The organism is Paenibacillus oryzisoli, from assembly GCF_001653565.1.
Lineage (GTDB): Bacteria > Bacillota > Bacilli > Paenibacillales > NBRC-103111 > Paenibacillus_E > Paenibacillus_E oryzisoli.
The window spans coordinates 1-15,754 of record NZ_LYPB01000059.1; the positions used below are offsets into that span (position 1 = coordinate 1).

A 15,754-nucleotide genomic window follows, 5' to 3' on the forward strand; every position below is an offset into this window, starting at 1 on the left:
CCAGAATGGAGGGTGTTCTTATCCAGTGGTGTTATTTATCCTGCCAACATTCCAATATTTGGCTAATCAACAGGCCTGTATGTTTTCCAGTTATTGCTGTGCGGCGCCTCATGCGCAGTTTGTTAATTAGTGGAGTTGGCAGCAACTGCAGCGCATACACGGTTGAGGTACATCAAAACACCACTTACCGGCTAGTTTGATTGAATAATAAGCAAGCTCTTCCATTTCTGATGGTTGAGACTTGCTTTTTCTTGTTCTTCCACATCAGATTACCAAAGGAAGTCATGGAAGCCCCCTAGGAAGATCAGCATATCTATGTTATTTTCTATACCAAACAGGGTAGAAGGGGAGCTTAACCCATGCTTAATCAGGAAATCGGACGATCTGTAGAGCAGGTAGAAAGTCAAATTGCTTCTGCGAAGCGAAGGGTAGAGACGAACTGGGAGCGCTATATGAACGCTCCATTTGACTTGGCTAGATATCATCTGGCGAGAGCGGATCAGCTGCTTGAAGAAGCGCGACAGTTAGTTGCTACTGATAAGGTGAGATGTCTAACTAAGGCAACGCTTGCATCTACGGAGGCATGGGAGGGGTACCTGTATTCTCTGCCCAGTCGAGTTGCGGAAGCGCGCGGAGTCTGGTATCGTCCCATTGAGAAAAGTCGTGATGAAGTGAGCCGTACATTGGATCGGGTACAAGCGGCTGGTTTCAATGAGTTGTATCTGGAGACGTGGCTATGGGGGTATACGATCTTCCCTAGTCATACGGCAATGCTACAAGGGATAGAGGCTCAGCATCCTGCTTTTCGTGGGTATGACCCATTGGAAGCGTTCGTTCAGGAAGGAGAGTCACGAGGAATTGCGGTTCATGCGTGGTTGGACGGATTTATGGTTGGTGTCGACCCGACGGGAGGGCCAGTTCTGCGGGCGTATCCAGAATGGTCTGCGCTGTCGCACAGACAAGCGCATTCGCAGAAGCCGTTACCCCAACAAGGGACAGGTTACTATTGGCTTGATCTGATCAATCCTTCTGTTCGTAAGTATTTTATGGACGTTGTCAAAGAGATTGTTTCTACATACACAGTTGCTGGTATTAATTTGGATTTTATGAGGTTCCCGCAGGCAGATGAGGACTGGCAGAATAATTATTGCTTCAGTTTGTATGCACGTGAGGCCTTTGAACGTGAACATGGATGGGATCCGCTGGAGATTTCTCATGAACAGGAGGATCTTTGGGCGACATGGGTGAGGTGGCTGGAGCGACAGGAGGATGATTTTGTTTCGTTGTTGTACAAGGAATTGAAGCGGATCAACCCGAATCTAGTTGTATCGGCTGCACTTGAACCTGGAGCGGAGTCTAATAAAATTGGTAGTTGGTCGCAGCACGTTGATATTGTAATCCCACAAGCTTATCATTCAACTGCCTTAGAGGTCCGCCCCTCTGTCCAATTGACTAAGGAAGAATTGATGCCTGGTAATCTTATTTACAGTGGCATTTACCCGATGTATGCGCAATTGGGCGCTCAGGAAACGATTGAACAGGTTCTTGCAGCCCAGGATATCGACATGGGTACGGTCCTATTTGCTTTCGGCCAAGCGACGGACGAAACGATTCGCGCGCTGCGACTCGGGCCGTGGCGAAACGCTGCGATTTCCACGGGATTGTTCCCGCTACGTGCGATCCAAGCGTTGTTGGATGCGGTCAAAGTAGATGTGGAACACATTTACCTTCCACGACTTGCAGTTCATAAGCACACTGCGATTGCCATTATGGATAAGGTGGATGCGTTTCTGGTTGTTTTACAAAATGATGGTGGATTTCAGATTTTGCATGAAGCGTTAGCGGAATTAAAGCAGTTGCTAGTCCAGCATCAAATGAATGAACGGATTTATCCTGCTGTCGTGGAACAATTGACGAACACACTACAAGAGGTAAAAGAACTTCTACATTACGCACAGAGGAAGCAAGTGAATTAATTTCCGAGTGGAGGTCTCTGGATGAATTTATTAATCGTCGAAGACGAAATCCGTCTCCGCAATGCGTTAGCGAATAACATTCCATGGGATAAGCATGGGATTGAAGTTGTGGGTCAAGCTGGCAATGGGGCGGAGGCTCTGCGAATGATTGACCGTAAAAAGCCAGACATTATTCTGCTGGATGTACAGATGCCGGAAATGGATGGATTAACGTTATCCAGGCATCTGCGTCAAGCGGATCCTTTGTTGAAAATTATCGTACTGAGCGGTCATGATGACTTTAGTTACGCACAAGAGGCACTGGGGCTTGGTATTATGAAGTATTTATTAAAACCAGCAGGCGATGAGGAAATACTGGGGACCGTGCTCGAAGCCGCAGAGAAACTGAGGAGTGAGCTGGAGCAGCGTCATAACGAAGATGAGTTGAAGATGAAGTGGCAGCTTCATCTTCCGCATTTGGTTAATGAATTTGTCCAAGGTTTGTTGAATGGGAAGTATGAAAACTGGGAGATTAGTCAGAAGTCGAAGGATTTGCACTTGGATCTGCATGAGGATGCTGCTTACGCCGTGACGATCGTGGATATGGACCCCATTTCAGAATCAGACAACCGATTTAGCCGGAAAGACATGTCCTTGCTCCAATTCTCGCTCAGTAGTATTGTGAAGGAAACGCTAGCGTCAATCCGATGTTTGGTTTCTACAACCTATACGGGTTGTACAGTCATCATCTTTCAAGTGAACCGGGAAGAAGAACCTCAATTAGCGCTGCAAAAAATAAATGCTTTGACGGAGAAACTGTTATTTACAGTGAAAAGCTGTCTCAAGCTTAGTGCTAGCGCGGGAATCAGTGGGATGACCGGCAGTTTAGCAGATATGAATAAACTCTATGTTCAAGCAGTACGTGCCCTACAAGATCGTATTGTTCTGGGTCATGATTTGGCGATCCCTTATCGGGCGGAGCAAGGGAGTGATTCGGAACTGACGTTTCAGCCGAACCATGAGAAAACACTTGAAATTGCCCTTGAAACAGGTGATGGGGATACGGCATTAGACATGTTAACTGCACTTTGGAACGGTGGCATGGCGAAAGCGGAAAGCGTAGATGAAATTCGTGAGCATATTCTGTATTTTACTTATTTATTCGTAGGTATGATTCAAAAGCAGGGCTGGCCCGTACGGGAAGTAGCTGGTGAGGATTATGTCTATTTCCATAACCATTCGGAGCTGGCTTCTAAGGAGCAGATCTTCTTCTGGCTGCAGCGGATGATTAAAGCTTATTTGGCCTATGCCGGTCAGAGGCGCAAATCGACCAGCCATGGCATGATCAAAACCATTCTCAGTCTCGTGGAAAACGAGATTGACCAGGAAATGACCCTGCATGCTGTTGCTGACAGAATGTATGTGAATTCCTCCTATTTAAGCCGACTATTTAAACAGGAAACGGGTAAAGCTTTCTCTACCTATGTGATGGAACGCAAAATGGAGCGGGCCAAAGCGATTTTACAAGAGGGCTCACGTGTATACGATGCCGCATCTGCGGTGGGGTACAGAGATGTTAGTTATTTTACAAGAGTATTCCGTAAATACTGGGGTGTCACGCCCGGGGAAATACGTAACTGATAGCCAGTTAAGCCGTTTGGCAGCCTTCTCGGATTTCTCGGGAAGGTTTTTTCTATTTCATTTTCATATTTCTATTCGAGAAGTTATGAAAGTACCAAAACAAGTAATATTCCTCTAATTCGCATTAAAACGGGGGATGATACACTAGGTTTAGAAAGTGACCACGAAGGAGGAGGCACCTTGAGCGATACGAATACGACGGAAGAAACGGCCCTAACTATCAGTAAAAATGTTAAAAAAAGATATATGCGTCAATTGGGGATCGATGTCAGGAAAGATTGGGATTTATATCTCGCGCTTCTGCCTGGCATCGCATTTCTCCTGCTATTCAAGTACACTCCGATGTACGGAATTATCATTGCCTTCAAGGATTTCAATATTTTTGACGGCATGGCAGCAAGTCCATGGGTTGGGATGAAACATTTCGATAAATTGATTTCGTCGGCAAGTTTTTTGCAGGTATTTCAGAACACATTACTTATTTCCCTTTACAAAATAGTGTTCCTCTTCCCCCTTCCGATCGTTATTGCGATTCTACTTAATGAATTGAAAAACATGGCCTTCAAACGAAGTATCCAAACCGTCGTCTACTTACCTCACTTCCTATCTTGGGTTATTGTCAGCGGATTATTCATCGATTTACTTTCCACGAACGGTGGTATCGTGAACAAAATGATCGTCGCCATGGGGGGAGAACCGATTCGATTTTTCTTAGACAGTCAGATTTTTCGTTCTGTGCTCATTGGGACGGCAGGCTGGAAAGAAACAGGTTGGAACACGATCATCTATCTCGCAGCCTTAGCTAGTATTGATCCCGGTTTATATGAAGCGGCTAAGATCGATGGCGCCAATAAATGGAAGCAAATTGTACATATCACATTGCCTGGTCTAATACCGATTATTCTGCTCATGTTCATACTTCGTCTGGGCTATGTGTTGGAGGCCGGAACGGAACAAATCCTCGTCATGTATAATCCGAGTGTTTACAATGTCGCAGATGTTATTGGAACCTACGTGTACCGCATTGGACTCGGCGAACAAGATTATAGCTTTTCAACAGCTGTCGGGGTATTCGAATCTGTTGTTGCGTTTATTTTGATTCTAACCGGTAACGGACTGGCTCGAAAGTTTTTTGGACGAGGTATCTGGTAAATGATGCATCCAGCGTAAGGAGGATCTGAGATGAATATGAAGAGCAGTTTACAACCTAGGCACAGCAGAAAGTCCTCAGCCATCCCGTTATCGCTTGGCGAGAAAGTGTTCACTGTGGCCAATCACGCCATCTTTATTCTATTGGGCTTATCGACCATTTTTCCGTTTGTTAACCTCATTGCCAAATCACTAAGTAGCGAGGCGGCTGTTGTAGCGGGGATGGTGAGTCTATATCCAATTGATTTCCAAATAGGGACCTATACGTATGTGGCAAGCAACGCCATGTTTCTAAGTGCCTTTACGATATCCGTTACCGTAACGATTGTTGGGTCGCTTATTTCGCTTTTCATGACGACACTTGCCGCATATCCACTCTCGAAACCAAGATTAAGGGGACGGAAGCTGTTCATCCTCATGTATTTATTTACGATGCTGTTCAGCGGTGGTCTAATTCCAACGTATCTGCTTATGCACAAGCTCCATCTCATTGATAAGCTGCCGGTTCTCTTCTTACCGTACATGATTAACGTCTACAATATGCTGATTGTCAAAAATTATTTCGAAAGCCTGCCTGACAGCCTGGAGGAATCGGCCAAAATGGACGGGGCTAGCAATATGCGAATATTTGCGCAAATTATTCTACCTCTTTCAATGCCTGTACTTGCGACGATTGCCTTATTTTATGCGGTGACCTTCTGGAACGATTATTTTACATCGCTTATCTATATTAACTCGGCTGATTTGAAGCCGTTGCAGCTGTACTTGAAGGAATTGTTCGTTTCTTCGACAGATACATTTATGCGGACGAATGTCGATGCTTCGTTGAACGTATCACCGCAGTCGATTCAGGCTGCTTCGATCATACTAGCTACGCTTCCAATCGTATGCGTATATCCTTTTCTACAGAAATATTTTGTTAAAGGTGTGTTGGTAGGTTCTGTAAAGGGATGATCTAACTTGTGAAAGGTGGTGGTGGACCAACGCTACAAGGGTTCCAAGATTGTTGGTATATGGCAGTATCCATTCTCAAAGGGAAAAATAGGGAGGTTCTTACATGGTGAAAAAAATGTTAGTTCTCATGTCCATAACAGCGGTGACAGCGGCGATTACAGCCTGTGGTGGAACCGGTTCAACGACAAGTAGTTCCACGACGCCGGCCGCATCAACGGCACCTGTTGTAACCGTCGATGCGAGTAAGCCAAAGCCGGAATTCAAAGCATTGCTGCAATATGCACGCTTTGATCCCAATACCGAAGTTGTCGCCAAGTTCCTGAATGAAAAAACGGGCTACAAGGTGACCTACGACATGCTGCCGGTTGAGAATCCGGATGACAAACTCAATTTGCTAATGGCGAACAAAGAGAAATATGCTTATATGCTGCTTAGTGGACCTCAATATTCGAAGTTAGCAGCTTCAGGTGCACTGGAGCCGATTGATGAGTTGGTCAACAAATATGGTACGAATATGAAAAATGTGATTTCCCAGACTTCTTGGAACGGGGCGAAGCTGAATGGTAAAATTTTCGGCATCCCGCAAACAGGATCAGGGACAATTGTAAATACACAGCTAATCGTTCGTCAGGATTGGATGGATGAGCTTGGCTTGAAAGCACCAACGACACGTGATGAATTGTATACGGTTCTAAAAACATTGAAAGAAAAGAAAAATGTCATCGGGATGTCTGGTGGGAAAAGCCCTCTGTTGCCTGAGGTACTTCCAACTTTCGGCATACCGATGGTTCAGGGAACAGCCACGACCGGGTGGCAGGATGTCAACGGTAAATTGGTGAATTCCGTTGAGAATCCGAATATGAAGAAATATTTGGAATTCATGAAGAAGCTATACACAGAGAAATTGATCGATCAGGAATGGTCGCTGAACCAAGCGAATAAAGTGATTGAGAATTTCACAAGCGGCAAAGCGGCAATCATTTCAAATGCATATTTTAACGCGCCGACGGTACAAAATGCCCTATTGAAAAACTCCCCTAATGCCAAGATCGGCAGTTTCCCTTACCTCAAAGGGGATGATGGCAAAGTCCAAGTCATGGGCAGCGCAGGGATCAGCTTCTATGTCGGTATACCGAAGTGGGCGGATAACAAAGAAGATATTATTAAATACTTGGATCTGAAGCTGGATAAAGATATATTCAAAGAAGCAGCGATTGGCAAAGAAGGCGTTCACTATAAGTTGGAAAACGGTAATTATTTCCCGATACTGCCAAAATTCAATGATGAATACAACAATGCTTCTACGTTCTTAACAGGTGTGGATGAGAAAAATTATCCAATCTATTGGCAAGCGCGCGTTCGTAAAGATCCAATCTTAACGGATTCCTTCAATAAGATTCAGGAAGCGGCCAAAGGCAACATTGTACTGGATCCACTTGCTTTTGCGCCACCGCTAGAAGCGATTGGGAAATACAATTTGAAATTGCAAAAGTTGATGGAAGATACGTATTTGAAATTCATTACGGGTGCAGAACCGCTCGAAAACTATGATAAGTTCTTAGCGCAATGGAAAGCAGATGGCGGGGAAGAAATGACCAAAGCGGCCAATGAATGGTATGCGGCGAACAAGAAATAGGTGAGAAATCCCCTGCGGTGATGCCGTGGGGGTTTTGATTCGAGATAAACACACCTGCCTGTCCAATTTGGACGGTCGAATAGTAGTTCAGAGGGAGTGGAGAATGAGATGAAGAAGATCGGATTTATCGACTATTTTCTAGATGAGTGGCACGCTGAGAAATATCCAGGCTGGATTGATAAGGCATCGAGTGGACGTATGCAAGTTACATATGCTTATGGGAAATCGAACCAGGATGGGAAGCTTAGTAATGCGGAATGGTGCCAGAAGAAAGGAATTCAGTTGCTGGATTCCATTGAGAAAGTTGTGGAGCATAGTGATTATTTGGTCGTTCTTTCACCGGATCACCCAGAGTATCATGAAGAGCTTGCACAGTTGGCGCTGCAGTCGGGCAAGCCAACGTATATTGATAAAACGTTTGCTCCAGATCGCGCATCTGCCTTACGGATGTTTGAACTCGCTGATAAGCACCGAACCCCCATGTTCTCAACCTCTGCTTTGCGGTTTGCAGCGGAGTATTCCGGTATCGAGAAGCAAGGGATCGAGTCTCTCATCAGCTTAGGGCCTGGGATGTTTACGAACTATGCTATTCATCAGGTGGAGCCAATCGTCTCCTTGATGGGGACGGATGTGAGACGTGTGATGTGGGTTGGCACAGACCACACGCCAGCGTTGCTAATTGGATACGGGGATGGCCGGCAAGCAGTGTTTCATCAATACGGCCCGGAGTGTCCATTTAGTATGGCGCTTTATTATGACGGAGGGCAGTCAAGATTTCTAAAGATTGAGTCGGACTTCTTTGGGGCGTTTATTGAAAATTTGGTTGGTTTTTTTGAGTCGGGCCAGCCGCCGGTTGCTCAAGAGGAAACGATGGCAATTGCTACGATTCTTGATTTGGGAGCGAGGGCAGCGAAGACCCCTTATCAGTGGCTGCAACTGAAATAATAAAAGATCCGGCTTCTTCTTTGGGAAGTGGCTGGATCTTTTTTTTGTTCAAACTAAATGCCCATTTTCCCTGCTATTTGGTCGTTTGGGCGATTTAAATGGGTTAACTCGGACTATTGGAAGATTGTTACTGCGGACGGTGAGAATAGTTGGGAATTTTCGGATTAATGGTGGGGGTGGGAGAGTAAGGTATGTGTGGGAGTGGCCATTAGAAAAGGAGATAGTCGGTTAATCCGACTATCTCCTCTGAAGCGACGGCTATGTGTGTGGAGAGAGGCTTAATTACTCAAGGTCTTCATCAAAATCGGTCAAGCTCCCTTCACTTTTGTCCTTATGGCTATTGAATACCTTAATCTTAATATCCGCCTGCTTGCCTCGATACGTGGCTGTGATCGTAGCAGATCCGGGCTTTACAGCTGTGATGATGCCGTCAGCTGTAATGGACGCCACTTTATCGTGGGAGGAGCTGTAAGTAACGCCTTGGTTGATGTAGCCAACGACACCATCGGAGTAAGTTGCTTTAAGCGGTGCTTGGTAGGTGTCACCTTTGACTAGACTGTGTTTGTTTTCGTCGAAGCTCAGACTTGTCACAATCACAACAGTGACTATGGACTTTGCGGTTCTGCCCTCGAACGTAGCCGTAATTTCCGTAGTACCTGCTTTCAAAGCAGTAACGCTACCATCTGCGGCAATCGTTGCTACCGATGGATTGCTGGAGTTGTAAGAAGCTCCAGCGACAACAACGCTCGTCTGATCCGAGTAAACAGCGGTCACAACGGAAGCATGCTTATCGCCTGCAACAAGACGATAAGCAGGAGCATCCAGTTCGATGCCTGTTAACGTTGGGGCTGTACGTGTGATGTTAATCGTTTTTTCATTTGTCTTGCGATCGTCTACATAGACGGAAACTTGCACGCTATTAACGCCAATTGCGAGCGGGACATGTCCAATAAAGTCTCCATTACTAGACACCTCAGCCGGTACACCATTTAGAAGTACACGTGCCGTCCCCGTTCCAATCACTTCCACTTCGCCTTTGATCGTTAGATTAGACAGTGCGGTGCTCGTGTTCGCATAATCCAAATATCCGCGTAACACAGCTGAACGAACGTTATCGCCAACCTTGAAAGTTCTTGCGACTAACTGTCTTCTTGTTCGTACGCCAGAAGCATCCAGTGCAGAGATCACGAAGCCGCCTTGTGGAATCACACTGTTATTTGGCGACATATTGGTCCAGTTCCAAGTAAGTGCCTGGGGTTGGTTAACGACTTTCGTGACTTTACCTGAACTGTCCACGACAGCTTCTACACCGAACGTGCTAGTGGCTGTTGTTAGGCCGAAGTCATCGGAATAGATGTTGAGATTATTCTCGTTCCGGCTCACATTGAAGAGATCCCCTTCGAGGAACGACTCAGGACTACCTGGTATACTGGAGCCGATTTGATAATCCTTGACGTATGCGACATCATGGAGTGATGCCTTTACCACAGACCAGTTGACTTGTGACAGATCGAAGAGCATGAGGCCGTTCGATTGCGACAAGCCTGCTTGGAACACCGAACGCTGTAGTGGAGGGTCTTGGATGTTCGCCAAAGCAATACTTGCGTACATCGGTACTTCGCCGTTAGTGACGATATTGCCCAAGGTAATATGATGTTCAATTTCCTTTTGTGTCGTTTGATACGTGCCAATCATGAGGAAATCGATGTTCCCTGCATAACCGGTCTGTGCATAAGAGTCCGTATAAAGGCTGTCATCCGGTAGTTGTAAACGGCTATCGTACTTGAAATTCGGGCTGCCCCAATGGACGCCGTTCAAGTAATAGGATTCAAACCAAGACCCCACATAAGCAGAGGAATAGACCTTATGACCTTTCAAAGCGGAGTAACGATCGGTTAGTACACGGACATCATCCGTGAACGTTTTGATCGTTTGTGAGCGGAACTCCCACCAATCATTGATGTGGGGACCCGCGATACGAACGTTGTTTACGTAGCTGAACACATCCGCAGGCCAATTCGTTAACTGCTTACCTCTTGTGGAAAGAAACGCTTCAAACTTCGCACGTGTCAGAGGGCTGAAGTCGGCCGTTTCGTTGTCATAGCGGGTACGATCCAGAACAACGCCGTCTACATCGTAGTTCTTGATGACTTCTTCCATATTCCTCAACTCAAAAGCTCTTACGTCATCATTGGCTGGGTTCACAAAAGCAACAAGGGACTTACCCGATGTATAATATTTGCTCTCACGCAGACGTAAAATTTGACCGTTATCCTCGGGACGATATACATGCTCTTCCCAATCTAGATGCTGGTTGAGCAGTCCGTACTCGTTGTGTGCAGGCGAGCCTTCAGCAAATACATTGAAGGCTGCGTGGATTTTAATACCAAGGGGATGCCCGTACTTGATAAACTCTTCCAACATATCCAGATTGGGATTGGCACCTGCACGCGTCGGTGCTGTCATCTGCGAGATATGCGGACGCCCAGTCAAATCATTCTTCTTATAGTTGGCGAAGCCTTCGACACCTTTGACATCAAGCGCAATAGCCGTCACGCCAGCATCTTTCGCTTTCGTCAGCATATCACGGATATTTTCAGGTGTTTGCAGTTTGAAAATATTGGTACCTTGATCGACCCAGAGGACGACCTCTTTGGGGGTGCTCGTTTGCATTTTATAAAACACAACAAGCGTTTTTCGATCATTCTCTACGCCATTCTTAGAAGCGACGACATCTAGGTAATTCACGCCTTCAGCAAGACCAATCTCACTCTGGAAATTGCCATTCGCTTGCAAGGCAACCGAAGTTTGATTAACGCGAATCGCATAGGTGACACCTGACTCCAAGTTTTCCAACTTGCCGGAAACCGTCGTTGTCGGAGTAGTTACCGTAAACCAATCGTCGTTGTCCAGTTGAAGTCGCGCTTGAGGCCCCTGACCCGTCATAAGTGCGGAGACAGGGACTACTTCACCATTTTTACGCAGCTTAATGAGGTCGCCGACCTTGAAATTTTTCGCTAAATACTGTTTAAAAGTTTTGTTCGCCCAGCTGTCATCATTCGCGATAAGAATGAAGCCGCCTTGCGGGATTGCCAAGGTTGTCGGTCCTGTCCAGACAGGCACACCGCCGTTAACGGATGGATTGACGACCCGTGTCACATGATTTGTCGCATCGACGACAACGCCGACGGAGGTGGTGCCAACGGTAACGGATGGTGCGAATTCCGTGGTGTATAGCGCAACATAATCGGTGATGCGACTCATATCCGTATCAAGGGCATTAATTTGCTTGCGCGGACCCTCAATATCGATGGTGATATCGACGGGAGCCGCTTCTACTTCAATGAAATCAGTGGGACTGGTTGCCGCAGATGCGGTGATGGACCAAGAAGAAGCGAGTAGTGTAATCAATAAAGTCATGATTAGCCATTTCGAATTTTTCAATTGGTTTCACATTCCTTCCCTAGAAACGGATTTCTTCACCTTTTTCGCTAGATTCATAGACACCGCAAAGTATTTTCATCATCTCAACCCCATCTTGTACGGGGGAAAGAGTCTCCTTCGTGCCTTGACACACTTCAATGAAGTAGTTGATCTCGTCTTGGAAGCCAGCGACAAAATCGAAGCTCAAATTATTAATTTGTGGCGTGAGGTTCAAGATCGTATCGTACTTCTCCGTAATGATGGAGAGCTCAGGCTCTAATTCTGCTCCGCCTTTTTCCCCGTAGAGCTTCACCGTTAATTCATCTTCCTTGGCATGCAGCGTAAAGCTAACGTCTACGAGAATCGAAGCGCCGTTCTCAAATCGAATCAAGGCATTGGCCAAATCCTCGACGGTATTGTGCGTAGGGTCGTAATCGGCAGCTTTGTAAAAAGCCAAGTTCTTCACATTGGCGCGATTACCTAACTTTTTGTAGGTATTACCAGAAATCGACTTAACTTTAGGTCGTCCCATCAAGTACCAGCAAAGATCAATCACGTGTACGCCTACATCGATTAGAGGGCCGCCCCCTGAACGATCCACATCGGAGAACCAGCCGCCAGGGTTGCCCAAACGACGAATACAAGATGCTTTCGCGTAGTAAATATCGCCGAGCTCATTGTTATCGAGGAATGATTTGATGATGCGGGTATTCGAGGCATAACGGCGAACGAAACCGACTTGCAGCGTTTTGCCAGTACGACGAACGGCATCCTCGACTTCTAACGCCTCTTTCACCGATGTACATAGTGGCTTTTCGGTGAGTACGTTTTTACCAGCCTCCAAGGCAGCGATGGAGATTTGGGCATGACTGTTATTCCATGTACAAATGCTTATCGCATCTACTGCCTCATTCGCTAGCAAATCCTCATAGCTCGTATAGATATGTTGGATGCCGTATTTTTCAGCTTTGGCTTTCGCGCGTTCTTCGTTCAAGTCACAGATGGCATAGAGTTCAGCATCCGGATTCGTATGATACGATTTCAAATGCATTTCGGATATGGAACCTGCGCCTACGACACCAATACGTATTTTACTCATGTACATGCACCTCTTCTTTCACCTATTAAACGGGACGAATTGCAGGCCAAGCCAGCTCGATACCGTAACTCTCAAGCATATTCTGGAAAATGAGCAGTTCAGAAGCCTCATTGCGCACTTCGCGTGGCGGTATGCCACGGTCAATGCAGTGGCTTGCGAGGAACCCAGCTGCTTCGCCAATGTTCCATTCGACGGGATGCAGACGGTAACATCCATTGGTGATGTGGGTGACACCTAGGTTTTTGCAAGCTGGCAGCAAATTGTTCATGCGGATCGGGATTAAGCTGCCTAGTGGAATCTGGAATGGCAGTGAAGAGATATCTATATAATGACGATTGCCTGTACTCGGATGGAGATCTATGCGATAACAGCCAATGCCAACGGAATCATGGAACTGTTCCGCTTTCCCGTCGGGACGACAAGCTGTGCTTACATGTTGTTCCAGGACGGTGAACTCGGCCTTGATCCTTCGTGACTCGCGTATGTAGGGATACATGGCTAGCCCATCGTCTGTACCTACAATGTCTGCGCGCAGGCGAAGACCAGGGTAACCTTGCCCGCCATCTGGCCTAGGCGCTTCCGTCTGCAGCCAATATAGCAGCGATAAGCTGAGCTGTTTCGCATCCCATAAATGTTGCTCTCTTTCCTCGGCGCTGACGTCAATCACGGAGCCTAGCCAATAGTCGTTCTGCGGCCAATTGACCAATGTAATGTCGCTTGGATAAAAGCCTTTCTCGAAGTTACGACTATCGATAATGCGTCGATAGAAGAATAGGGAGTACTTGTCCGTGCCTTCAAATAGTTCATAGGAGACTTGTTCGAGCGTACTCGGACGAACACCGGACCAGCTGAGCAGCTTATCTGGCCAGAACTCCGCTTTGTACGCCTTCCAGAAGTCATAACGTTCGGGGCGCGCAATCGTGTGATCTTCCCCTTCGATGTAGTCCATGGCGAAGCACTGCGTGAATCCCTGCATGTCTTGCGGTAGTGCATCGCCCTCTACGGCATTCGGTTCGCCAGTCTGACTCTTGGACTCCGCTCCTGTCACATATTCCGCACCCGCAAGTGGCAGCACATCGCCACATTCGGTAGCGTCAAGGAAATAAGCGCCATACAGCGTAACGCTTTCGCTGCTCGTCAAGTTGCGAACTGTGACGGAACGAACATCATCGCCGTCCACATCTGTGGATTCTATGCGATGACGAGTTAGAATCTGCAGCCGCCCGCTGTTAACATAAGGAGCCAGCATATCGTGCAGGACAGCTAACGCTGCCCGCGGCTCATGGCATAATCGTGATACGCCGCCATTACCAGGATTAAGCAGCGTTCGAGAACGCGCGTCTGCGGTAAGGGGGAGGAGACGGCGATAATAGTCACGTACGCCATCTCGGAACTGTCGATAACTGCGGGTACACCCAAATTGTTCGATCCAGGGGTGTTCATCCGGGGGGACGGCTTGGCTCGTTAATTGGCCGCCAATCCAGTCGGTTTCCTCGGTCATGATTACTTTTTTGCCGGATTTGGCAGCGGCTAGGGCAGCTGCGTAGCCGCCGGTTCCACCGCCGATCACGACGATATCAGCCTGGTAAGTGTGTGTATGAGGATTGCTTGTCGTGTTCACCAACGATGATTGTCCCTCCTTTAACCAATTCACCTGCACGCATTTACAGGTTATCCCTATTGTATTACAGCAGACCGAGAGCCACAGCGGAGGACCATGACTTCTTTTGGTACTTTAATAACCCATTCACCGAGAAAAAAAAGGGATTATACAAGCGAGGGCGAAGAATGATTACCTAACGGGTTAACAGTGTGTGGATGCGAAATCATAATTAGGGGAGAGATAATCATGAATAATCAACAGCAATCAAGTGACGTTCTAAGATTGGATGAGAATATGAGGATTCCACAACCGGGTGATAGTGGATTGGAATGGTACTCGCCGCTTGCGGAACCTTTCTATATAGCAGGTTTTGGTTGGCTTACGGAGAAACAGCAATATCGTCGCCTGCCAGCAAATCCTGCTTGGGTACTGCCCGAAGCGGTGGATCACTTAGCAAATTGTACAGCTGGTGGACAAATTCGGTTTACGACTAATGCAAGCTCACTTTCTATTAAAGTGAAGCTGTCCGGCGCTGCAAATATGTATCATATGCCAGCAACAGGTCAATGCGGATTCGATTGTTACATCGGAGAGCCAGGTGAACAGTTCTATTGCAGTACAACGCGGTACGATGCGAAACAAACCGAATATGAGAGCGTTATGTTTACTGATTTGGAGCGAGCGTATAGAAGCATCACTCTGAATTTTCCATTGTACCAAGGTGTTCAGGAAGTGTGGATTGGCTTGGATCCATCGGCTCAAATTGCACCGCCCCCAGCTTATGATAACAGCGAAAAGATTATCTTCTACGGGACTTCCATCACGCAGGGAGGTTGCGCTACCCGTCCCGGTATGGCTTATCCCAATATCTTATCCAGACGAGTAAATAGGGAATTTCTGAATCTAGGATTCTCAGGAAATGGCAAAGGAGAGCCCGAGCTTGCGCACATTATAGCAGAAATACCGGATCCAGCTTGTCTCGTCTTAGATTATGAAGCGAACTGTGTATCCACGGAGAGTTTGCAAACCACGTTGCCCGAATTCATTCGTATTTATCGAAATAAGCACCCGTATACGCCGATTCTTGTAATTTCTTGTATTACTTATGCAAAGGAAAGGTATAACGAGGCGTTGAGGTTGGAAAAAGAAGAGCGTAAAGGCGTCCAGCTCCGCACGGTCGAGCTCTTAAGAGAAAATGGGGATGCCAACATTTATTTTTACGATGGTTCAACGTTACTAGGCGAACAAGCGCATGAATCCACTGTCGATGGTGTGCATCCGACTGATCTAGGATTTCTGCTCATGGCCGACGGAATCACGCCTGTTCTCCAAGAAATACTCGAATGATG

General features: G+C 46.8%; 10 protein-coding genes. 7 read left to right on the forward strand and 3 right to left on the reverse strand.

Going from position 1 to position 15,754, the window contains the following annotated elements:
• The first annotated feature begins 359 nt into the window (after positions 1-359).
• From A8708_RS12160 to A8708_RS12185, 6 genes are all read left to right on the forward strand, one after another.
• Complete coding sequence (locus A8708_RS12160; protein ID WP_068663742.1) at positions 360-1,976, forward strand: glycoside hydrolase family 10 protein; 1,617 nt, start codon at positions 360-362, stop codon at positions 1,974-1,976.
• 21 nt (positions 1,977-1,997) lie between these two features.
• Complete coding sequence (locus A8708_RS12165) at positions 1,998-3,596, forward strand: response regulator (protein ID WP_068663743.1); 1,599 nt, start codon at positions 1,998-2,000, stop codon at positions 3,594-3,596.
• Positions 3,597-3,842: 246 nt separating this feature from the next.
• Positions 3,843-4,748: an ABC transporter permease gene (locus tag A8708_RS12170; protein WP_068663776.1), complete on the forward strand. Its 906-nt coding sequence runs from the start codon at positions 3,843-3,845 to the stop codon at positions 4,746-4,748.
• Between the two features lie 30 nt (positions 4,749-4,778).
• Positions 4,779-5,699, forward strand: coding sequence for a carbohydrate ABC transporter permease (locus A8708_RS12175; protein WP_068663744.1), 921 nt, complete (start codon positions 4,779-4,781; stop codon positions 5,697-5,699).
• A 103-nt stretch (positions 5,700-5,802) separates the two neighbouring features.
• Positions 5,803-7,335, forward strand: coding sequence for a type 2 periplasmic-binding domain-containing protein (locus A8708_RS12180; RefSeq protein WP_068663745.1), 1,533 nt, complete (start codon positions 5,803-5,805; stop codon positions 7,333-7,335).
• Between the two features lie 108 nt (positions 7,336-7,443).
• Positions 7,444-8,280 (forward strand): Gfo/Idh/MocA family protein, encoded by an 837-nt coding sequence (locus tag A8708_RS12185; protein ID WP_068663746.1) that lies wholly within the window; start codon positions 7,444-7,446, stop codon positions 8,278-8,280.
• 282 nt (positions 8,281-8,562) lie between these two features.
• Here A8708_RS12185 and A8708_RS12190 read toward each other — a convergent pair whose 3' ends face one another.
• From A8708_RS12190 to A8708_RS12200, 3 genes are read right to left on the reverse strand one after another with little or no spacing between them, the layout of a single operon-like run.
• The gene (locus A8708_RS12190; protein ID WP_068663747.1) at positions 8,563-11,724 is read right to left on the reverse strand and encodes an Ig-like domain-containing protein; all 3,162 of its coding nucleotides are present in this window, start codon (positions 11,722-11,724) and stop codon (positions 8,563-8,565) included.
• 19 nt (positions 11,725-11,743) lie between these two features.
• Positions 11,744-12,802: a Gfo/Idh/MocA family protein gene (locus A8708_RS12195; RefSeq protein ID WP_068663748.1), complete on the reverse strand. Its 1,059-nt coding sequence runs from the start codon at positions 12,800-12,802 to the stop codon at positions 11,744-11,746.
• Between the two features lie 25 nt (positions 12,803-12,827).
• Positions 12,828-14,423: an FAD-dependent oxidoreductase gene (locus A8708_RS12200; RefSeq protein WP_068663777.1), complete on the reverse strand. Its 1,596-nt coding sequence runs from the start codon at positions 14,421-14,423 to the stop codon at positions 12,828-12,830.
• A 228-nt stretch (positions 14,424-14,651) separates the two neighbouring features.
• Between A8708_RS12200 and A8708_RS12205 the strand changes: the two genes are divergently transcribed.
• Positions 14,652-15,752 carry an SGNH/GDSL hydrolase family protein gene (locus tag A8708_RS12205; protein ID WP_068663749.1) on the forward strand — a complete coding sequence of 367 codons (1,101 nt, stop codon included), beginning with the start codon at positions 14,652-14,654 and terminating at the stop codon, positions 15,750-15,752.
• The last annotated feature ends 2 nt before the right edge of the window (positions 15,753-15,754 follow it).

Bases quoted from the DNA above. Each gene is read 5' to 3' on its own strand.
- A8708_RS12160 (WP_068663742.1), top strand. From the start codon at position 360: ATGCTTAATCAGGAAATCGGACGATCTGTAGAGCAGGTAGAAAGTCAA.
- A8708_RS12165 (WP_068663743.1), top strand. From the start codon at position 1,998: ATGAATTTATTAATCGTCGAAGACGAAATCCGTCTCCGCAATGCGTTA.
- A8708_RS12170 (WP_068663776.1), top strand. From the start codon at position 3,843: ATGCGTCAATTGGGGATCGATGTCAGGAAAGATTGGGATTTATATCTC.
- A8708_RS12175 (WP_068663744.1), top strand. From the start codon at position 4,779: ATGAATATGAAGAGCAGTTTACAACCTAGGCACAGCAGAAAGTCCTCA.
- A8708_RS12180 (WP_068663745.1), top strand. From the start codon at position 5,803: ATGGTGAAAAAAATGTTAGTTCTCATGTCCATAACAGCGGTGACAGCG.
- A8708_RS12185 (WP_068663746.1), top strand. From the start codon at position 7,444: ATGAAGAAGATCGGATTTATCGACTATTTTCTAGATGAGTGGCACGCT.
- A8708_RS12195 (WP_068663748.1), bottom strand. From the start codon at position 12,802: ATGAGTAAAATACGTATTGGTGTCGTAGGCGCAGGTTCCATATCCGAA.
- A8708_RS12205 (WP_068663749.1), top strand. From the start codon at position 14,652: ATGAATAATCAACAGCAATCAAGTGACGTTCTAAGATTGGATGAGAAT.